Source organism: Hydrogenophaga palleronii (assembly GCF_031457455.1).
GTDB classification, from domain to species: domain Bacteria; phylum Pseudomonadota; class Gammaproteobacteria; order Burkholderiales; family Burkholderiaceae_C; genus Hydrogenophaga; species Hydrogenophaga palleronii_A.
Map to the genome: position 1 here is coordinate 526,954 of NZ_JAVDWU010000003.1, position 20,774 is coordinate 547,727.

Here is a 20,774-nt window from a genome sequence, read left to right on the forward strand (position 1 = left end):
TGAAGGCCCTGGAATGCAAACCACCCTAAGCGAAGCGCAAACCGAGGAGGTCCGCCAAGCACTGCTCGGCCCCTGCTCCGACGAGCTGATCGATTTCATCGTGCGGTTGAACCTCTCACTGCCGGCGGGTGAATTGCCGCAGGCCGTGGTGGAAACCGCATCGAGGCTGGGATGGGCAAGCTTCGATGCACAGCCACAGCTCAGTCCGCTGGGATGGCTGGTGGCAGACCCTCTCAGGGAGTACCGGATGTGGCTGGACCGAGGTCGCCGCATCCATGGCGAAGGAGACAGCGCGCTGCTGGCGCCAGAAAGCTACGCGGGCAAATCGGTGCTTGAGGTCGGATCGGGTTTCGGTTGCAACCTTTTGTCCCTCGCTCGAAGAACGGACGGGAAATTCGTGGGTGTCGAGCCGATGGCGATTTACCGCCAGTTCACCCCATTGCTGGCTGAGCGCGAAGGCGTGGTGGCGCCTGAAGTGGTCGATGGAGCGGGAGAAGCGCTGCCTTTTGGCGACCGGCAGTTCGATATTGTCCTGTGCTATTCAGCCCACCAGTACATGGACATCCGCAAAGCACTGCAGGAAATGGCCAGGGTCCTCAAGCCAGGTGGCCAGTTGCAGGTCATCGGCGGCTCGCCGGACTCCTACGTCCAATACGTCAATCAATACCTGTTGACGCGTCAGCCAGTGGCACTCTTGCTGAACCGGGTTCGCACGCTGATCAATACCCTCAGCTACCAATGGCTGGGCAGGCGCATGCTGGTGTCGCCTTCGGTCTTCGCTACCGCGGCGCCAATCTATCCCTCGCGGGCAACCATGTACCGTTGGATCGCCTCGACCGGATTGTCCCTGCGTCCCGACCTGACTCAGCGGGTGGGCGGCGAAACCTGCTTCGTGGCAGACAAGCCCTGAACGCCAACGCAGCTTCGGACCAACGTACACATTCCGCATATGGAAAACCGAAAACCTGCCCATCCAGATGCTCTGCCGTTCTGCGTGGATCTTGACGGCACGCTCATCCGTACCGACCTCACATTCGAGAGCCTGCTTTCGGTATTGAAGCGTGCACCGTGGACATTGTTTCTACTGCCCTTGTGGTTGCTTAGGGGAAAGAGCCATCTGAAGCATCAACTGGCAACACGAGCACATCTGGACACCACGGTGCTGCCCTACAACCCCGCCGTCGTGGAACTGACCCGGGCAGCCAGGGCCGCAGGTCGCACCACCGTTCTGGTCACGGGCAGCCATGAGCAGCTGGCGCAGCGGATCGCCGAAGACCTGTCGCTGTTTGATCAGGTGCTGGCCACCCAAGCCGGTACCAACCTGATCGGCTCCAACAAAGCGCGCCGGCTGGATGAGGTGTTCGGGCAGGGCAACTATGAATACGTGGCCAATGCCCACGTGGATCTTGCAGTCTGGCGCAGTGCGGCAGCGGCCGTCACCGTGAATGCGCCCCGACGGGTTGTGCGTCAGGTGGTGGCCATGGGCAAGCCCCACAAAGACCTGCCAGCATCCGGCAACCCCCTGCGGGTCTGGTTGCGCGCCATCAGAATCCAGCAATGGGTCAAGAACTCGCTGCTGTTCATCCCCATTCTTACCGCCCACGAGGTGCTGAACCTGGAAGCGGTCGTCGATGGCCTTATCGCATTTGTCTGCTTCGGGGTTTGCGCATCCGCCACCTACATCGTCAACGATCTGCTCGACCTCGACGCAGACCGGCACCACCACAAGAAGAAGAACCGCCCCTTCGCTGCAGGAACGCTCAGCGTTCAATGGGGCATCGCCTCAGTCGTGGGTTTGATGCTCACCAGTTTGCTGCTCGCGCTGGCATTGCCATTGGGCTTCCAGTTGAGCCTGCTTGGCTACCTGGTGACCACCCTGCTGTACTCGCTGTGGCTCAAGCGGGTGGCCAGTCTCGACGTGCTGGTTCTCGCAGGCCTGTATACGCTTCGGATCATTGCCGGCGGTTTCGCAACAGGCATCGCACTGTCCTTCTGGCTGCTGGCCTTTTCCATGTTCATCTTCCTGTCCTTGGCCTTGGTCAAGCGCGTCGCGGAACTCGTGGAAGTGCGCAAGCGGGAAACAGTGGCAAAGGCGACCCTGGGCAAACTTCGCGGCCGCGAATACGACACGGAAGACATCCCGGTGCTGCAAAGTCTGGGGACCAGCAGCGGATACCTGGCCGTACTGGTGCTCGCGCTCTACATCCACAGCACGGAGGTGTTCGAGCTGTATCGCCGACCCGAAATACTCTGGTTCATTGCGCCATTGCTGCTGTTGTGGGTTACCCGACTCTGGGTCGTGACAGCTCGCGGTTACATGGACGAAGATCCCATTTTTTATGCGGTCAAGGATCCTGAAACGTGGGCCACCGCAATGGCCGTTGTCCTGATCATGCTGGCAGCGACCTTTTGGCCCCTTTGACGACCGACAGACCGCTGACCGCCCGCAAAAAAATGAACCCATCCACCCCGCCTTCAGTCTGTACGATCTGCGGTCTGCCGGTTGTTCTGGCCAGCCTGCATGAAACGCTCGACGACCTGCTGGCCCGCATTGCGCGCGGTGAAGGCGCATGGTTGTTGACCCTCAACACCGAGATGCTGGCCCGAAGTGCCAGAGACCCGAACTACCGCAATCTGATGCTCCAGGCCGACATCATCACCGCTGATGGCATGCCACTGGTCTGGGCCTCGCGGTTCAAGCGGACAGGTCAGATCATTGCGGGAAGAACCACGGGTGTCGACCTGGTCGATGCTTACCTGCGCCTTCCGCAAGTGCCGCCCTACGCCATCATCGGCGGACTGGACCCCATGGCCACCCTGGCTCTGTACGAACCCGCCGCCAGGGAGGCCTGCCGCTACCTGTTCGATGGCAAAGTCGACCTCGGCGAAGCGCAGCTGGAACAGTTTGCCAGCGCCTTGAAAGAGCAGGAGGTGCGAACCGTCTTTATCGCGCTGGGTGTCCCCAAACAGGATCGACTCGCATTGCAACTGCGTGCCAGATTGCCTTATCTGGTGCTCATGGGCATCGGCGGAACCTTTGAAATCCTTGGACCCAACGGCGGGCGGGCGCCCGGTTGGATGCGCAGTGCCGGGCTGGAGTGGCTGTACCGGCTGGCCCGGGAACCCGGCCGCCTCTGGAAGCGCTATCTGCTCAGCTATCCCGCCGGGATCGGGATGCTTCTCAAAGACTGTCTGAAAGTGCGCCCCTGACAGTACGGTCGGGAGAAGGCACCTTTGTTGGCGCAAGAGGCATGGGGTAGACTGCCTGTCCGGATCATCAACCTGGCAAATACGGCGAGCCTGGCAAGCAAATGCAAGGCCGTCGGATGAACGCCTTTATGGCGCGGAAACGGAAGAGCGTGTACGAATCGTTTTACGGCCTGACAGAGAAACCTTTCTCCATTCAGCCAGATCCGGACTTCCTGTTCATGAGCCAGCGCCACGCGCAGGCTTACAGCATGCTGGAGTACGGAATGATGAGCCGGGCAGGGTTCACCGTGATCTGTGGCGACATCGGGTGCGGAAAGACGACGCTGGTGCGCCGCCTGCTCAACAAACTGGGCGAAGAAGTCCGTGTCGGGTTGGTCACCAACACCCATCAGGACATGGGCAATCTGCTGGAGTGGATCATGCTGGCCTACGGGCTTCCATTCGAGGGCAAATCACAGGTCAGCCAATACGATGCGTTCCAGCAATTTCTGATTGCCGAATACGGCATGGGCCACCGGGTGGTGCTCATCATTGACGAAGCGCAAAACCTCAGCGTGCCTGCGCTGGAATACTTGCGCATGCTCTCCAACATCAACGCCGACAAGGACCAGCTGCTTCAGATGATTCTGGTGGGCCAGCCGCAGTTGCGAGACAACCTCAAGCGCCCGGAACTCACCCAGTTTGCCCAGCGGGTGGCGGTGGACTATTTCATTCCGCCCTTGGGCACGGTGGAAGTGGCGGACTACATCGAACACCGGCTTCGCGTGGCCGGGCGCGACCGCAAGCTTTTCAGCCCATTGGCGATGGCCAAGATCGGCAAGGCTGCACAGGGCGTTCCGCGCAACATCAACACGCTTTGCGACATGGCCCTGGTCTATGGCTACGCCTACGAGGCCCGTGTCATCGATGTGCACATCATTGACGAGGTGCTGCACGATCGTTCCCAGTTCGGTGTCCTGGGGGATCATCCGCCCACAAAAGCGGGGGAAAGTTTGCCTGGTCGTGAATAATTTGTCAGTCTAATGTTCTATTCCTGACGCGATAATGGCGGTTTAACGGGGGGCGCCATGTGGCAGGAATCACTGAGGTCGGTGTGACAACGCAATCAACTTCAACCAACGACATTGCCATTGTCGGCATCGCTGCCCACCTTCCTGGCGCCACCCATCCACAGGCTTACTGGAACAACCTGCGGGAGGGCATTGAGTCCATCCGGCGACTGAGCGAAGCCGAATTGCTCGCAGCTGGCGAGAGCCCCGAGCGCATGCGGCACCGCAACTACGTGCCCGCTGCCGCGGTGCTCGATGGTTTTGAGCAGTTCGACGCCGATTTCTTCGGGTTCAGTCCCAAGGAAGCGGCCATCATGGACCCCCAGCACCGCCAGTTTCTGGAGGTGGCCTGGGAGGCGCTGGAGAGTGCGGGGCATCCGCCCGAATCCTTCCCGGGCGCCATTGCTGTCTACGCCGGCTGTGGCATGGGCAGCTACTTCTACTTCAACATCTGCTCCAACCCGGACCTGGTGGCCAACACCGGCATGTTCCTGTTGCGCCACACCGGCAACGACAAAGACTTTCTCTCCACCCGGGTCAGCCACATCTTTGACCTCAAGGGCCCCAGCGTCAACATCCAGACCGCCTGCTCCACGTCACTGGTGGCAGTGCACTACGCCTGCCAGTCGCTGCTGGGCGGCGAATGCGACATGGCCCTGGCCGGGGGCGTGACGATCGAGTTACCGCACGCGCGTGGCTACGTCTTTCAGGAAGGCGAAATCCTCTCACCCGATGGCCACTGCCACGCCTTTGACCACCGTGCCCAGGGAACGGTGTTCGGTTCGGGCGCAGGCGCGGTGGTGCTGCGCCGCCTGGAAGATGCCCTCAAGGACGGCGACCACATCTGGGCCGTGATCAAGGGCACGGCGGTCAACAACGACGGTGCGGCCAAGGCCGGTTACCTGGCGCCCAGCGTGGACGGCCAGGCCAAGGCCATCGCGGAAGCACAGGCCGTGGCTGGCGTGTCGGCCGACACCATCGACTACGTGGAATGCCACGGCACAGGCACCTTCCTGGGCGACCCCATCGAAGTAGCCGCATTGACCCAGGCGTTCCATGAAACCACAACCGAGACCGGCTTCTGCCGCATAGGCTCGGTCAAGACCAACATCGGCCACCTGGACACCGCGGCCGGCGTGGCCAGCCTGATCAAGGTGGCGCTGGCGCTCAAGCACCGGGAGCTGCCGCCGAGCCTGGGCTATGAGCGACCCAATCCTTCCATCGACTTCGATGGCAGCCCGTTCCAGGTCAACCACACCCTGACCCCCTGGGTCTCGCACAAAGGACCACGCCGCGCGGGCGTGAACTCCCTGGGCGTGGGCGGCACCAATGCCCACGCCGTGCTGGAAGAAGCGCCCGAAGCCGCAACCAGTGAGCCGTCGGACTGGCCGTTCCAGCTGCTGGTGGTGTCAGGCCGCTCGCGCGCGGCGGTGGACGCGAACGCCAAGGCGCTGGCAGCGCACCTGCGCGCCCACCCCGAACAACCCCTGGCCGACGTGGCCTTCACGCTCAAAGAGGGTCGCCGCGCTTTTGAACACCGGCGCGTGCTGGTGGCCGAAACCCACGAAGACGCCGCCACCCTGCTGGAAGGCACCGACACCCGCCGCGTGTTCAACCACAGCCACCTGGGCGACGACCCGGAGGTGGTGTTCATGTTCCCGGGCGGCGGAGCTCAGTACGCCGGCATGGCGCGTGAACTCTACGCCACCGAACCGGTGTTCCAGGACTGGATGGACCAGGGCCTGGCCGTGCTGCAGCGTCAGCTGGACTACGACATCCGCGCGCTGTGGCTGCCCGAGCCGGAGCAGCAGGATCATGCGGTGGAGAAGCTCAAGCGCCCTTCGGTGCAGCTGCCGCTGATCATGATCGTGGAATACGCGCTGGCACAGTTGTGGATGTCGTGGGGCGTGAAACCCGCCGCCCTGGTGGGCCACAGCATGGGCGAGAACACGGCCGCCTGCCTGGCCGGCGTGATGTCGTTCGAAGACTGCATTGGCCTGGTGCTGCTGCGCGGCCAGCTGTTCGACACCGTGCCCGTGGGCGGCATGCTCAGCGTGCCGCTGCCTGCCGCCGAAGTGCGCGGCCTGCTGGGCAGCGAGCTGGACATGGCCAGCGTGAACGCGCCCGAGCTGTGCGTGGTGTCCGGCCCGCAGCATGCGCTGGACGCACTGGAAGCTGCGTTGCGTGCGCGTGAGGTCGAACCCCAGCGCGTCCAGATCGACATTGCCGCGCACTCGCGCATGCTCGAGCCCATCCTCAGCCGCTTCGAAGCCTATCTGCGCAGCATCCGCCTCAGTGCCCCCAAGCTGTCCATCATCTCCAACCGCGACGGTCAGCCCCTGAGCGCTGCGCAGGCCACGGATCCGCTGTACTGGGTCGCCCACTTGCGCAACACGGTGCAGTTCGCCGACTGCCTGGCCACGCTGATGAAAGAAAGGGGTCGGGTGTACCTGGAGGTTGGACCGGGCAAGGCCCTGGGTTCACTCGCGCAGGCCAATGGTGTTGCGTCGAACCAGGTCATCAATTCGCTGCGCCACGCCGACCATGCCATCGCCGACGACGTGTGGTTCCTGGGCACGCTGGGCCGGTTGTGGGCCACCGGCGTGAAGGTGGACTGGGAGCCGATCTGGGGCGAAGCGCGTCGCCATCGCGTGCCACTGCCCACCTACGCCTTCCAGCGCAAGCCGTATTTCATCGAACCCGGCGAAGCCCGCCATGCCGCGACCGAGCCCGTGCAACTGGTGCGCACCGACGACGTGAGCCAATGGGGCTACCAGCCCCGCTGGCGGCCACGCCAAGCCGATGTGGAGATCGATGTCTCGCAAGACCTTGCCACGACCACACCACAGAACTGGCTGGTGTTCATGGATGACGCGGGCCTTGCGGACAATCTGGTCCACCGGCTGCGCCATGCTGGCCACCCTGTGACGGTGGTGCGCGCAGGCGACATGTTCGCCCGCGTGAGCGAGCTCGAATACGTGCTGGCGCCGGAACGCGGCCGCGAGGGTTACGACGAACTGGTGCGCGACCTGGTGGCCACGGGCCACACGCCGCAGCAGATCGTTCACGTCTGGCTGGTCACAAGAGGAGAGCGCTTCCGGCCTGGCAGCAGCTTCTTCCATCGCAACATCGAGCAGGGTTTTTTCAGCCTGCTGTTTTTGGCCCAGGCGATGGCCGGCGAGAACCTGCCCAAACCCATGCACCTGACGGTGCTGAGCACCGGCGCCGCGCGCGTGCGCGACGAGGCCTTGCCCTACCCCGAAAAAGCCACGGCCATGGGACCTGCCCGCGTGGCGCCGCGCGAGCTGCCCGGGCTCACCTGCTCCGTGATTGACGTGGTCCTGCCCACTGTGGAAAAAGGCTGGCGCACCAAACCGGATGCGGGTGCACTGAACGCTATGGCAGAGCGCGTGCTCGAAGACCTGTTCGCCACACCGAGCAATCGGGTGGTCGCCCTGCGGGCCGACAAACGATTTGAACTGGGCCACGCACCGCTGCCGCTGGCGCCCACCGATGGTCTGCCCGGCATGCGTGAGCGTTGCGTCTGCCTGCTCACCGGCGGCCTGGGGGGCATCGGCCTGACCTTGGCCGAGCGCCTGGCCCGCGAAAAACACGCACGCCTAGTGCTGCTGGCGCGCCAGCCACTGCCCAAGCCAGATACCTGGGACGCCCTGCTGCGCAGGGGCGACCCCCTGGACCCGGTGGTCCAGCGCATCCTGGCCGTTCGCCGCCTCGAAGGTCTGGGTGCTGAAGTGATGGTGATCGCCGCCGACGTGTGCAACGTGAAGGACATGCAGGCGGCCGCCGAACAGACCCGCAACCGCTTTGGTCGTATCGAGGTGGTGATTCATGCCGCGGGCGTGGTGGACGACGGACCACTGCTGACCAAGACCTCGGGCGGTGTCGAGGAAGTATTTGCACCCAAGGTGCATGGCGTGCAGATCCTGCACGAGCTGTTCCCTGATGGCAGCATCGACCGGCTGGTGCTGTTCTCCTCCACCAGCACCATCACCGCGCCCGCCGGCCAGGTGGATTACGTGGCGGCCAACGAATACCTCAACGCCTACGCCCGCAGCCGCGCCGGCGGCCGCACCCAGGTGCTGGCGATTGACTGGGGCATCTGGAACGAGGTGGGCATGGCGGCCAAGGCCATGGCCAGCCGCCTGGGCGAAGGCGCTCCGCCCCCCCGCCACCCGGCGGGCAGTCCACTGCTGGATGAAGCCACCTTCGACGCCGCCGGTCACCGGCTGTTCACGGCCCACTGGCGAACCTCTGATCGCTGGATTCTGGACGGCCACCGCACGGCCTCTGGCCAGGCGCTGCTGCCCGGCACCGGTTACCTGGAACTCGCGGCGCAAGCGCTGCGCGGCAATGGTGAGACCGGGCCGTTCACCATCAACGACCTGTACTTTTTCCGCCCGCTGGAAGTCAACGACGACCAGACCCGCGAGGTGCGCGTAAAACTGGAGCGCAGCGAGGAGGGCTACAGCCTCGAAGTGCGAAGTGACGTGCTGTTCGAAGGTCGCAAAGGCTTCCAGCTCAATGCCCAGGCCAGTCTGGTGCCTGGCGCGCTGGACCACGCCGAGCGCATCGACGCCGCTGCCCTGCTGTCTCGCTGCCCGAACCACCGCGACGAAGACCCCAACGGCCTGCGATCGCCACAGGAAGCGCACCTGAACTTCGGCCAGCGCTGGCGCGTGCTGCAATCGGTGGCCTACGGCGAAGGCGAGGGCATCGCCCGCCTGCAGCTCCCGAGCGATTTTGAAGCCGATCTCACGACCGGGTACCTGCTGCACCCGGCGCTGCTGGATCTGGGCACAGGCTGGGCCATGCAGCTGATCGCAGGTTATGCCCCCGACCATCTGTGGGTGCCGGTGTCGTACCGCTCGGTCAAGGTCCACCGGCCGCTTCCAGCCTGCGTGTGGAGCTGGGTACGCAATGCGCAGGACAACCGTGCGGACGCACCGTTTGCGGTGTTCGACGTGACGCTGTTCGACGCGCAAGGGGCAGTCTGCGTGGAGGTGCAAGGCTTCTCGATCAAGCGCCTTCAGGAGGGCGGGTTTTCATCGTCGGTCAGCCGCCTCGACGCGCGTGAGCTGGTCTTCGACGATCCCGCCCCTGGTGGCACGCATGCCAAACTCTCCCAGGCGGAAGAACAATTGCAACACAACATGTCGCAAGGCATTCTGCCGTCCGAAGGCGCTGACGCCTTTGGGCGCGCGCTGGCCACGGGCTTGCCTCAGGTGGTGATCACGTCCATGAACCTGGACGCACTGGTGCGCCAGGCTGGCGAAGCCATGGCCGCAGAAGCTGGCTCAGGTCAGAAGTTCCAGCGCCCCGATCTGGACAGCGACTATGTGGAGCCCCGCAACGACGTGGAACGCACGCTGGTGGGTTTCTGGGAGGAGCTGCTCGGCGTGGATCAGGTGGGTGTGCAGGACAGCTTCTTCGATCTGGGGGGTCACTCCCTGATCGCCGTGCGCCTGTTCGCCATGGTGAAGAAGGCCTATCGGGTCGAGTTCCCGATCTCGGTGCTGTTCGAGGCCCCCACCATTGCACTGTGTGCCGACATGATCCGCGAGCGCATCGGTGACACTGGCGCCGATAGTGGCAGCAGCGCGGACACGATTGGCAGCGTTGCAGCGCCGCCCAAGCGCCGCTTCACCCACCTGGTGGCCATGCACGATGGCGAGGGCGGCGAACGCACCCCGTTCTTCCTGGTGGCCGGCATGTTCGGCAACGTGCTCAACCTGCGCCATCTGGCGCGGCTCATCGGTGCGGGCCGGCCTTTTTATGGCCTGCAGGCGCGTGGCCTGTATGGCGACCAGGCGCCCCACGAAACCTTGGTCGAGGCGGCCACCGACTACATCCTCGAAATGCGCCAGGTTCAGCCCCATGGGCCCTACCTGCTGGGTGGCTTTTCGGGCGGAGGCATCACGGCGTACGAGATTGCAAGACAGCTCGAAGCGGCAGGCGAGCAGGTTTCGTTGCTGGTGATGCTGGACACGCCGTTGCCGGTTTCACCGCCCTTGAAGCGGATTGACCGGGCCTTGATCAAGCTTGGCGAATTGCGCCGCGAAGGTCCCGGCTTTCTGTGGCACTGGGTCAAGCGACGCTACCTGTGGGAGCTCAGTCGCTGGCAGTCGGGTCATGGGCCGCAAGCCCCCGCATCGACCCACCAATTGCACAATGCAGCCATTGAAGCGGCGTTTCGCAACGCCTTGCCTCGCTACGATGTGCAGCCATGGAATGGCAATGTGGTCCTGTTCCGTCCACCACTGAACCGCCGCTGGAAGGTCACCGGCGGTCGCTGGGTCGGTGCTGAGCGAGAGTACCTGTACGAGGACAACGACTGGACGCGTTTCATGCCGGCACTGCAAGTCATTGAAGTCCCTGGCGACCATGACTCGATGGTGCTGGAGCCCAATGTGCGTGTGCTGGCCAGCCACATGAAATCGTATATCGAAGCGGCCGAGAGGCAGGAGCCCCGCGCATGAGCGCCGCAGCGCTTGGCACGGAGGGCCGTCCATTGAGCCGACCCACTGGCCCCACCGTGCTCACAGTGCTGCTGAATTTCCGAACGCCTGACATGACGCTTAGGGCACTGGAGGCTGTGCTTCGGGAGATGCGGGACATCGCCGGTGCCATTTCGGTGGTGGACAACCACTCGGGTGACGGCTCGTTCGAAAAAATGCGCGATGCCGTGCAGGCGAGGGGCTGGGATCGGGTGCGTGTACTGCAGTCGGGTCACAACGGTGGCTATGGCGCAGGCAACAATTTCGGCATGCGCCAGGGACTGCCCGATGGTTCGGCCCCCGATTTTGTGTATCTGCTGAACTCTGACGCCTTCCCTGAACCTGGGTCGCTGCGTATTCTGCTGGACCACATGGTCCGGCATCCGCGCGTCGGTTTTGCCGGGGGGCGCACCCACGGGGAGGATGGCGAGCTCCACAACACCGCGTTCCGGTTTCCTTCCATCTTCAGCGAGTTCGAGAGCGCTGCCGTCACCGGGCCCATTTCCCGCCTTCTGAAGAACTACATCGTGGCCATGCCGGCGCCTCAGAACGTACAGGAAGTCGACTGGCTGGCCGGTGCCAGCCTGATGGTGCGGCGCAAGACGCTGGACGAAATCGGCATGTTTGACGAGCACTACTTTCTCTATTTCGAAGAAACTGATCTGTGCTTGCGCGCCCGCCGAGCCGGCTGGACATCGGTGTACGTGCCGCAAAGCCAGGTGATGCACATTGGTTCGGTCACGACCGGCATGAAAACCTGGCGACGCATGCCTTCCTATTGGTTCGACTCGCGCTTGCGGTACTTCGCGAAAAACCATGGGGTTCTGTACGCGGCCACGGCCACCCTTGCTCACCTGGCAGGTGCCTTGATCCTGCGATTGCGCTGGCTGCTGAGCAGCGGCAGCCGAAAGAGCGAGGAGCCTGATCGCTTTTTGCGGGACCTGATCTCCCATGACCTGCGCTGCATGTGGCGCCGCAAGCTGGGGGCGGATCATCCTGGATCCACACCTTGAGTCCGCAACCTGGCCCGCAGCGACCGCGCGACTGATTTCTTTTTTCTGAGTCCGGAGCATTTCATGAGCAGCTTTTCCTGTGTGGTGATGGGCAATGAGTCCCTGTTGATCCAGTGTGCCGAGCGCCTGCTGCAAGAAGGCGACAGGATCCACGCGGTGGTGACCCGCAATGCGGACATTCGAGCGTGGGCTGTGCACAAGGGGCTTCGGGTGGAAGCACCGGGCGAGGGCCTGGCAGAGCGCCTCGCGGGTGTCGAATTCGACTGGCTGTTCAGCATCGCCAACCTGTCGGTGATCCCGCAGGCGGTGCTGGACCGCGCCACACAAGGGGCCATCAACTTCCACGACGGCCCGCTGCCCCGGCACGCAGGCCTGAACGCCCCGGTGTGGGCCATTCTGCAGCGCGAGAAGCAGCACGGCGTGACCTGGCACATGATCGAGGGCGGCATCGACGAGGGCGACATCGTCAAGCAGAAGCTGTTTGACATGGCGCCCACCGAAACCGCGCTGACCCTGAACACGCGCTGTTATGAAGCGGCGATGGAAAGCTTCGCCGAGCTGTTGGCCGACCTGCACGGACCGGGTCTGCAGCGCCTGCCGCAAGATCTCAGCCAGCGCAGCTACCACGCTCGCCTGGACCGGCCAGCCGCTGCCGCGCGGCTCGATTTTTCGCAGCCTGCCGAGACGCTGGTGGCCCTGGTTGCGGCGCTGGACCACGGCACCTACTGGAATCCGCTGACCTGTCCCAAGGTGGACATCGCCGGCCGCGTGCTGCTTGTCACGGCCGCCGCGACCGAGCCTGCAGTGGACGACGCGGTGCCCGGTCAGGTACTGGATGCCACGCCAGCCGGCCTGGTGGTCGCCACCGCGTCGATGCCGGTGCGGCTGACAGGTCTGCGTGACATGCTGGGCCAGGCCGTGTGCCCTTCCACCGTCGCGCGCACAGGTGATCGCCTGCCCCTGCTCGATGTCGCACAAGCTCAGGCCCTGACCGAAGCCTTGGCCCAGGTGGTCGGTGGCGAAGAGGGGTGGCGCCGCTGCCTGCAGGCACCCCAGGCCATCGATCTGCCTGCCGCCATGGCCGCCGCCGGCCCGGCGGCGCTGCGTCAGACCACACTGCATGCGCCAGCAAGCCTCGCGGGGGACTCCCTGCTGGCAGCCGTGGCGGCCTGGGCGGCCCGCGTCAGCGGCAAGTCGATCTTTGACCTGGCCTACCGGCATGTGACCGCCCCCCGAGCCCCGGGCTACCTGTCGACATGGGTACCACTTCGTCTGGCGGCGGCGGGTGATACCCCGTTCAACGCCTTTGCTGAACACTGCACCGCCGCGCTGGAGAAGGCGCGCCGCCATCCGGCGTTTGCGCTCGACCTCGTGGCACGCGACCCGGCGATCAACGGTCTGACGATCCCGCAGGTCGGGCTCTCAGTCGGCGCTGGCTTCATGGAGGGCAGCGCCGTGACCGTGCAGCTGACCCCTGAGGGTGGCCTGACGCTGTGGCACGATGCTGCCCGGCTCCCCGACGATGCCGCCGCACAACTCGCCCAGCGTCTGCAAGGGGTGCTGAACGCGCTGGGTGATCCGTCGGCCCGGAACACGCCGCTGGGAAGCCTGCCCATCCTCTCGCCCGCCGAACGCGAACAGGTGCTCTATGGCTGGAACGCCACGCGCTGCGAGTACGAGCGCCAGACCTGCGTGCACCAGTTCTTCGAGGCGCAGGTGAAGCGCACCCCGCAAGCCACCGCCGTGGTGTTCGAGGGCACAGCGCTGACCTACGCCGAGCTCAACGCCCGCGCCAACCGCGTGGCGCATCGCTTGCGTGGCATGGGTGTGCAGCCCGGCACGCTGGTGGGTCTGTACACGCCGCGTTCGCTGGATCTGCTGGTGGGCGCGCTGGCCATCCAGAAAGCCGGTGGCGCCTACGTGCCCCTGGACCCGGCCTATCCGGCCGATCGCGTGGCGCTGTACATCGAAGACAGCGGCGCTCCGGTGATCGTGGCGCAGTCGGCCCTGGTGGACACTCTGCCCGCCCACCAGGCGCAGGTGCTGGTGATCGACGAAGACCCGCAGATCAGCGCCCAGCCCGACACCGACCCGGACAGCGGGGTGCAGCCAGCCGACATCGCCTACATGATCTACACCTCGGGCTCCACCGGCCGGCCCAAGGGCGTGATGGTCGAGCACCGCAACGTGGCCAACTTCTTCCGTGGCATGGACGACCGCATCCGCCACGACCCGCCGGGTGTGTGGCTGGCCGTGACCAGCCTGTCGTTCGACATCTCCGTGCTGGAGCTGTTCTACACCCTGGCACGCGGCTTCAAGCTGGTCCTCTCAAGCGACGAAAACCGTGCTCTGGTCTCCAGTGGACAACTGCCCATTTCGGCGCAGAAGATGGATTTCAGTCTCTACTACTGGGGCAACGACGACGGTGCCGGCCCCAAGAAATACGAGCTGCTGCTCGAAGGCGCCAAGTTCGCCGACAACCACGGCTTCTGCGCGGTGTGGACACCCGAGCGCCACTTCCACGCCTTTGGCGGACCCTACCCCAACCCCTCGGTCACCGGCGCAGCGGTGGCGGCGGTCACCAAAAACATCGGCGTGCGTGCAGGCAGTTGCGTGGGCCCCCTGCACCACCCGGCGCGCATCGCCGAAGAATGGGCCGTGATCGACAACCTCACCAACGGCCGGGCCGGTCTGGCCATTGCGTCGGGCTGGCAACCCGACGACTTCGTCTTGCGCCCGCAGAACACGCCGCCGAACAACAAGAAGGCCATGTTCGAGACCATCGAACAGCTGCGCAAACTCTGGCGCGGCGAGGCGGTGCCGTTCCCCACCGCCAGCGGCGAACCGTTCAATGTGGTCACCCAGCCTCGCCCTGTGTCCAAGGAGTTGCCGATCTGGGTCACCACCGCCGGCAACCCCGAGACCTGGAAGGAAGCCGGCGCCACGGGCGCCAATGTGCTCACCCACCTGCTGGGTCAGACGGTCGAAGAAGTCGGCGGCAAGATCAAGATCTACCACCAGGCGCTGCGCGACGCCGGTCACGACCCGGCGCAGTTCACCGTCACGCTGATGCTGCACACCTATGTGGCGCGCGACCGGGAGCAGGCCCGCGAAACGGCCCGGGGCCCGATGAAGGACTACCTGCGCAGCGCAGCCGGCCTGATCAAGCAGTACGCCTGGGCCTTTCCGGCCTTCAAGAAACCGGCTGGTGTGAGCAACCCGTTTGAGCTCGACCTGCGCTCGCTGACCGAAGAAGAGATGGAAGGCATCCTGGACTTTGCCTTCGTGCGCTATTTTGAGGACTCCGGCCTCTTCGGTACCGTGGACGATTGCTTGCAACGGGTGGAAGAACTCAAGGCCATCGGCGTGGCCGAGGTGGCCTGCCTGATCGACTACGGCATTCCCACCGAGAAGGTCATGGAGGCCCTGTACCCCCTGGCCGAAGTGCTGCGCCGGTCGAACCAGCCCACTGCAGTGCCGAACGACGATTACTCCATCGCCGCGCAAATCATCCGTCATGGTGTCACCCACCTGCAATGCACGCCCAGCATGGCACGCATGATCGCCATGAACGACGAAGCCCGGGCGGCACTCTCGAAGGTGCAGCACCTCATGATCGGTGGCGAGGCCCTGCCTGGTACCTTGGTGGCGGATCTGGGTCAAGTCACCAAGGCGTCCATCGAGAACATGTATGGCCCCACCGAGACCACCATCTGGTCGTCCACCGAAACGGCCAGCGCGGGTGAAGCGGTCGTCAACATCGGCCGGCCCATCGCCAACACCCAGATGTACGTGCTCGACGACCACCAGCAACCCGTGCCGGTGGGTGTGCCCGGTGAGCTCTACATCGGTGGCGACGGCGTCACGCGCGGCTACTGGCAGCGCGATGACCTCACCGCCGAGCGCTTTCCCGCCGACCCCTTCGTGCGCCCTGAATGCGTGGCCCCCGGCGGTACCCGCATGTACCGCACCGGCGACCTGGCGCGCTGGCGGCCGGACGGCCGCATCGACTTCCTGGGCAGGGCCGACTTCCAGGTCAAGATCCGCGGCTACCGCATCGAACTCGGCGAAATCGAGGCCGTGCTCGAATCCGCCGAGGGCGTCCGCCAGGCCGTGGTGGTGGCCCGCGAAGACCAGCCGGGCGATGTGCGCCTGGTCGCCTACCTGCGTGCCGATGCAGGCCTGTCGACCGAACGCCTGCGCGAATGGGCCGCCACGCGCCTGCCCGAACACATGGTGCCCGCGCACTTCATGACGGTGGACGAATTCCCGCTCACGCCCAACCGCAAGGTCGACCGCAAGGCCCTGCCCGCGCCGACACAGACCACCCTGCGCGAACGCACCGAGGTGTTTGTCGCGCCCGAGAACGAAATCGAGCAAAAGATCGCCGCCATCTGGTCGCGCGTGCTGGGCGTGCCGCAGATCGGCGCCAAGGACAACTTCTTCGCGCTCGGCGGGCATTCGTTGCTGGCGGTGCAGGCCCACCGCGAGATCAAGCAGGCGCTGGGCAGCAGCAAGATCAGTATCACCGACATCTTCCGCTTCCCGACCCTTGCCGCGCTGGCCGCGCACCTGGACGACAGACCCCGCGACACGCCGGAAGCCGCCGCAGAGTCGACCGAGCGGGCTCAGATGCGCGCCGACGCGATGTCACGCCGGCGGGCCATGCGGGCGGGCAAACAGCCGCAGGAGTGATGCACGCCATCCCCCTCACCGAAGAACCGTCCCAGTCTCTGCAATCGCTGCGCCAGCGACTGAGCGAGCGACTGGGACCAGGCATCGGCATCGCCTGCATGGATGTCGATGGTGATGCACGACGCTTGTACTCCGAAGAATGTGCGGCCGTGCGAGTGGCCGTGCCCCGGCGCCAGCGAGAGTTCGCGGCAGGTCGCCAAGCTGCCCGCCGGGCCATGATGGACATCGGATGGCCTCCCCTGGCCATCCCAACCGCCCCCGACCGGTCACCCGTCTGGCCCGAGGGTCTGGTGGGCTCGATCTCGCACAATGATCAGGCTTGCGTGGCGGTTGTGTGTCCGCGCGGACAGTGGCAGGCCATCGGCATCGACATCGAAGTCCATCGGCCTATCGAAACCTCGCTGTGGTCCACGATCTGCACGCCACGGGAAATGGCCCTTTTACCCTCCCAGCCCAGGCCACTTCGCGGACTGGCGGTCGCTCACCTGTTCTCTGCCAAAGAAGCCGTATACAAGTGGCAGTACCCGCTCACGGGACGCATGCTGGATTTCCAACAAGTGCAGATCACACTGGGCGCTACGATGCAGACCTTTTCTGCGCGGATCGCCGATACGGACCCGGCAGCAGCCCCGGCTGCAGAAGTCAACGGCCACATCCTCGTCGATCGAGACCATATCGTCTCCTGGGTGTTGACCCGCGCAGCCTGCTGACCCACACAGTTCGGCAAACAGCCGGGTCGCCAGGCTCACCCCACCACAGAGTTCATCCAGACCACGAGTGCTCCACCTCAAGAACGGCGAAGGCCTCTCGCACCACTTCCCAGGAGGTTGTCCATGTGCTCGATGCGACGCCGGAACTCCTGTTCGAACGTGTGCTGACGGGCAAACGCCAGCGCAGCACGCGCCATTTCCTCCACCTGTTTCGGTTCGCGGTACAACCGTTCGATCGCAGCAGCCATCGCGGCCCAGTCGTTCATGGGCACACTCACGCCTGCGGAGCAACGTCGCATCAGACCCTCGAATGCCTCATTGGCATAACCCACGATGGGCACACCGCAGGCCATCGTCTCCAGGTAGGTGCACGAAGGATCTCCCTGGCGATGGCAACACACGAACAGGTCCACCTGATCACGCACGGTGGGCATCAGCTCAGAGGAAAAGTCCAGCACACCCCCAAGGCGCAGAATGCCTCCGAGCTGATGCTCCTCGATCGCGGCGTTCAGGTTCGGCACGAGGGGGCCATCGCCGTAGATGTCCAGTGTGAAAGGCACGCCGAGATCGCGCAACGCCCTGGCCACACGTATCAAATGGTCCGCCCCTTTCATGGCATTCAACCGGCCGGAAAACGCCAGGCGCATCGGGGAAACGGTCGACCAGGGCACTCGGCCGGCGACTTTTGGCGCATCGGGCAGCATGTCTGAAGCCACCCGACTGTCGAAATACAACAGGGTGCGTTCGTTGAGCGCCTTGTAGGCATCGAAAGTCGGCGTTCCGTTGCAATGAACCGCCGAGGCTGCCTTGGCAGCGGCCACGTTGGCACGCTCCTGGCGCCAGGCCCAGAGTTTTCGGCGCCAGGCAATCACGGGGTTGAGCCCTTCCGAATCGATGATCTGCCAGCGGGTGCGCAAGGAGTACTCCGACACCAGCACATACGGGACGCCCAGCGACCGGCAAAGGGCGGGCATGTGATTGAGACGGTGATCGGTGCCGCCTTGCACCACCGCCGCGCGAGCAACAGCGCTTTCAGCCTCCTTGCTGTCGAAGTTCGCCACCGTTACCTCGAATGGCAGCTCGCTCGGCCGAAACCAGACGTCGTCGAGATTGCCCGAATGGTTCGCTTCGTCCTTCTGTGCCAACAGTGCCACTGGCCCGTCCCAATGGTCCACATACATCTGCATGCCACCCACGAATTTTCCGGTCAACCGGACTCTGCCGTCTGAAGAAAGTCCGACGTCGAGGCTGGGCGCGATCAACAGGGTCTTGTTGTTCATGGTGAATATACGAAGCGATAGGTTCGGACAGCTTTGAATGTTGGCAATCTGCGTCCCGCATTTCGAGTGTATGGGTCAGATGGCGTGCGCGCGCAGAAGACTTCGACGAAAGGGCGACAAATTGGTTGACGGGCCATGATCGACCACCCCTTCGCAGGGCACGATTTGCAGGGGCGGCCTCTATACTTCAGGCATGAAATCAAAAAGGTTCATGCCCCTCGTCAATCTTGCATTGCGGCAGTTGCGACAACGGACCGACGTGGATTTCAGCCGCATTGAAGCCGAGATCATTTGCCCCGAAGAAGTACAGGCATGTGGGCCATTGATTTACCTGGATGGCCAACTCGACAGGGTCAGAGTGGGCAACCAACCTTTCAACCCCTTGAACGTGGAACTCGAGCAGGTCCATGCAACCGAAGTACGGCACGCCCCCGCCATCAGATACACCTTGTCTGACTGCATTGTTCACGACGCAGGCTTCGACAAGTTCAAGACCTCATACCGAAAAAGTCGTCTGAGACAACCGGACTTCCTGTTTTCTCCGGTCACCGAGGTAGCCTCGTTGAGCTACAGCATGACCAGCACAAGCCACATGTTTTTCGGCCATTGGCTGCAGGATGCATTGCCTGCAGCACTCCTTGCCAGACCAGATGAAGCGCTGCTGCTCGACGTGCGCAGTGACGGCGCACACGCCGCCGAATACGTGAAGGCTGCCGAGCTGCATCCTTTGCCACAGGGCGTGTACCTTGCACGCAAACTGCACTTCTACCAGGACTTCAGCCAGGGCCTCTCCAAGCGGGCCCGACTTGCAAGCCTGCGTGCCAGGTTGGCGGCCAACATACCCGATGGACAACGCTACAAGCCCGGGAGCGCCGTGTACTTCAGACGTGGACACACCGGTGTTGCCAGGTTGATCGAGAACGAGGATGAACTCATCCGTACGCTCACGGACAGAGGGTTCGAGGTCTTCGATCTGGAAGGTGCCAGCGTGGCGGACATCCAGCAACGGTTCCGGCATGCACGCATGGTTGTCAGCATCGAAGGCAGCCAGCAATGCCACCTCTCGTTTGCAATGCCTCCCGGCGCCTGTTTGATTTCCTTGATCCCTTCGGACCGCTTCACCATGGTGCTCCTGGGCTACGCCCGAGCCGTGAACCTGTTGCCGGGCTTCCTGGTGATCGACCCCGCCAAAGCGGGCTATCGGGTCAACCTGAGCAACTTGCTCAAGACCCTGGATCTGGCCGAGAAGCGCCTTCAAGACCAGCCCGTCAACCACTCACCTGTCGGCGACGCGGCCGTGAGCCCAGCAGCCCTATGAAGCACGGCCTGAAATACGCCTTGGCACTGGTGCTGAGCGCCTGCGGCTGGCAGAAGACGCTGGATCCTGCTGCGCTTCAACAGCTCTATGCTGAGCCCCTGTCCGCACCTGAAAAGCCCCTGCGCGTCTTTCACATCGGGCACAGTCTGGTCGGCAGAAACATGCCGGCCATGCTCGAGCAGCTGGCAGGGGCCGGCCACGACCACCGGTCGCAGCTCGGCTGGGGTGCCAGTCTGCAATCCCACTGGGAGCCCGACATCCCGGTCAAGGGCTCCGAAGTGGAGAATGCACACGACAGATACCAGGAGGCCAAGGGTGCCGTCGAAAGTGGCAGCTTCGACGTCTTGGTTCTGACAGAGGCGGTTGAGATCAAGGATTCGATCAAGTATTTCGACAGTCCCAAGTACATCCGGCGCTGGGCGCAGGACGCCCGAAAGGCCAACCCCGCGATGCGGGTCTACCTGTATGAGACCTGGCACCCGCTCGACGACCCCGATGGCTGGCTGAATCGCCTGGATCGCGATCTGGGCGCCTACTGGGAAGGTGTGCTGCTGGCCCAGGGACTGGCACATGGGGACACGGGAGGGCCGGTGTACGTGATCCCGGCCGGCCAGGTGATGGCCCGGTTCGTCCGCAAGCTGGAGCAAAGCGGCGGTTTTCCCGGTTTGAGTTCCCGCGAAGACCTGTTTGCCCGTTTGCCGGACGGTCAGCAGGACATGATCCACCTCAATGACGTGGGCATGTACCTCGTGGCCCTGACCCATTACGCCGTGCTGTATCACCGCAATCCCGCAGGGCTGCCGCATCAACTGCTCCGGGCCGATGGCTCGCCTGCCAATGCGCCTTCCGAGGCGGCGGCTCGGGCCATGCAGGAGGTGGTCTGGGAGGTTGTGACCCAGTACCCCAAAACAGGGGTAAATGCCAACTTGAAACATTGAAGAATGCAGAACACAGGCATTTCGATGCGATGATTCCACTGTGATG

12 protein-coding genes are annotated in these 20,774 nt (G+C 63.9%); 10 read left to right on the forward strand and 2 right to left on the reverse strand.

Annotation, left to right across the window (positions count from 1 at the left end):
• Positions 1 to 13: 13 nt before the first annotated feature.
• The 8 genes from J2W49_RS10025 (at position 14) to J2W49_RS10060 (ending at position 17,192) form a co-directional block, all read left to right on the forward strand.
• Positions 14 to 910: a class I SAM-dependent methyltransferase gene (locus tag J2W49_RS10025; RefSeq protein WP_310315126.1), complete on the forward strand. Its 897-nt coding sequence runs from the start codon at positions 14 to 16 to the stop codon at positions 908 to 910.
• 39 nt (positions 911 to 949) lie between these two features.
• Complete coding sequence (locus J2W49_RS10030; RefSeq protein ID WP_310315128.1) at positions 950 to 2,422, forward strand: UbiA family prenyltransferase; 1,473 nt, start codon at positions 950 to 952, stop codon at positions 2,420 to 2,422.
• A 32-nt stretch (positions 2,423 to 2,454) separates the two neighbouring features.
• Complete coding sequence (locus J2W49_RS10035) at positions 2,455 to 3,210, forward strand: WecB/TagA/CpsF family glycosyltransferase (RefSeq protein WP_310315131.1); 756 nt, start codon at positions 2,455 to 2,457, stop codon at positions 3,208 to 3,210.
• 149 nt (positions 3,211 to 3,359) lie between these two features.
• Positions 3,360 to 4,220, forward strand: a complete 861-nt coding sequence (locus J2W49_RS10040) for an ExeA family protein (RefSeq protein ID WP_310315134.1) — start codon at positions 3,360 to 3,362, stop codon at positions 4,218 to 4,220.
• An 83-nt stretch (positions 4,221 to 4,303) separates the two neighbouring features.
• A complete protein-coding gene (locus J2W49_RS10045; RefSeq protein WP_310315136.1) occupies positions 4,304 to 10,756 on the forward strand; it encodes a type I polyketide synthase in 6,453 nt (2,150 codons plus the stop codon).
• A complete protein-coding gene (locus tag J2W49_RS10050; protein WP_310315139.1) occupies positions 10,753 to 11,787 on the forward strand; it encodes a glycosyltransferase family 2 protein in 1,035 nt (344 codons plus the stop codon). Before J2W49_RS10045 ends, J2W49_RS10050 begins: the two co-directional genes overlap by 4 nt.
• 63 nt (positions 11,788 to 11,850) lie before the next feature.
• Positions 11,851 to 16,482, forward strand: a complete 4,632-nt coding sequence (locus J2W49_RS10055) for a MupA/Atu3671 family FMN-dependent luciferase-like monooxygenase (RefSeq protein WP_310315142.1) — start codon at positions 11,851 to 11,853, stop codon at positions 16,480 to 16,482.
• Positions 16,482 to 17,192, forward strand: coding sequence for a 4'-phosphopantetheinyl transferase family protein (locus tag J2W49_RS10060; protein ID WP_310315145.1), 711 nt, complete (start codon positions 16,482 to 16,484; stop codon positions 17,190 to 17,192). Before J2W49_RS10055 ends, J2W49_RS10060 begins: the two co-directional genes overlap by 1 nt.
• A gap of 77 nt (positions 17,193 to 17,269) precedes the next feature.
• On the opposite strand, the gene J2W49_RS10065 is transcribed toward J2W49_RS10060, so the two are convergent.
• Both J2W49_RS10065 and J2W49_RS10070 read right to left on the reverse strand, forming a co-directional pair.
• Positions 17,270 to 18,472 (reverse strand): glycosyltransferase family 4 protein, encoded by a 1,203-nt coding sequence (locus J2W49_RS10065; protein WP_310315147.1) that lies wholly within the window; start codon positions 18,470 to 18,472, stop codon positions 17,270 to 17,272.
• Positions 18,473 to 18,671: 199 nt separating this feature from the next.
• Positions 18,672 to 18,941 carry a hypothetical protein gene (locus J2W49_RS10070; RefSeq protein ID WP_310315150.1) on the reverse strand — a complete coding sequence of 90 codons (270 nt, stop codon included), beginning with the start codon at positions 18,939 to 18,941 and terminating at the stop codon, positions 18,672 to 18,674.
• A gap of 105 nt (positions 18,942 to 19,046) precedes the next feature.
• Here J2W49_RS10070 and J2W49_RS10075 point away from each other — a divergent pair, with 105 nt between their 5' ends.
• Entirely contained in the window at positions 19,047 to 19,790 is a 744-nt protein-coding gene (locus J2W49_RS10075) for a glycosyltransferase 61 family protein (RefSeq protein ID WP_310315155.1), read from the forward strand.
• Positions 19,787 to 20,728, forward strand: coding sequence for a hypothetical protein (locus J2W49_RS10080; RefSeq protein WP_310315158.1), 942 nt, complete (start codon positions 19,787 to 19,789; stop codon positions 20,726 to 20,728). Before J2W49_RS10075 ends, J2W49_RS10080 begins: the two co-directional genes overlap by 4 nt.
• Positions 20,729 to 20,774: the final 46 nt, after the last annotated feature.

Bases quoted from the DNA above. Each gene is read 5' to 3' on its own strand.
- J2W49_RS10025 (WP_310315126.1), top strand. From the start codon at position 14: ATGCAAACCACCCTAAGCGAAGCGCAAACCGAGGAGGTCCGCCAAGCA.
- J2W49_RS10030 (WP_310315128.1), top strand. From the start codon at position 950: ATGGAAAACCGAAAACCTGCCCATCCAGATGCTCTGCCGTTCTGCGTG.
- J2W49_RS10035 (WP_310315131.1), top strand. From the start codon at position 2,455: ATGAACCCATCCACCCCGCCTTCAGTCTGTACGATCTGCGGTCTGCCG.
- J2W49_RS10050 (WP_310315139.1), top strand. From the start codon at position 10,753: ATGAGCGCCGCAGCGCTTGGCACGGAGGGCCGTCCATTGAGCCGACCC.
- J2W49_RS10055 (WP_310315142.1), top strand. From the start codon at position 11,851: ATGAGCAGCTTTTCCTGTGTGGTGATGGGCAATGAGTCCCTGTTGATC.
- J2W49_RS10060 (WP_310315145.1), top strand. From the start codon at position 16,482: ATGCACGCCATCCCCCTCACCGAAGAACCGTCCCAGTCTCTGCAATCG.
- J2W49_RS10065 (WP_310315147.1), bottom strand. From the start codon at position 18,472: ATGAACAACAAGACCCTGTTGATCGCGCCCAGCCTCGACGTCGGACTT.
- J2W49_RS10075 (WP_310315155.1), top strand. From the start codon at position 19,047: ATGACCAGCACAAGCCACATGTTTTTCGGCCATTGGCTGCAGGATGCA.
- J2W49_RS10080 (WP_310315158.1), top strand. From the start codon at position 19,787: ATGAAGCACGGCCTGAAATACGCCTTGGCACTGGTGCTGAGCGCCTGC.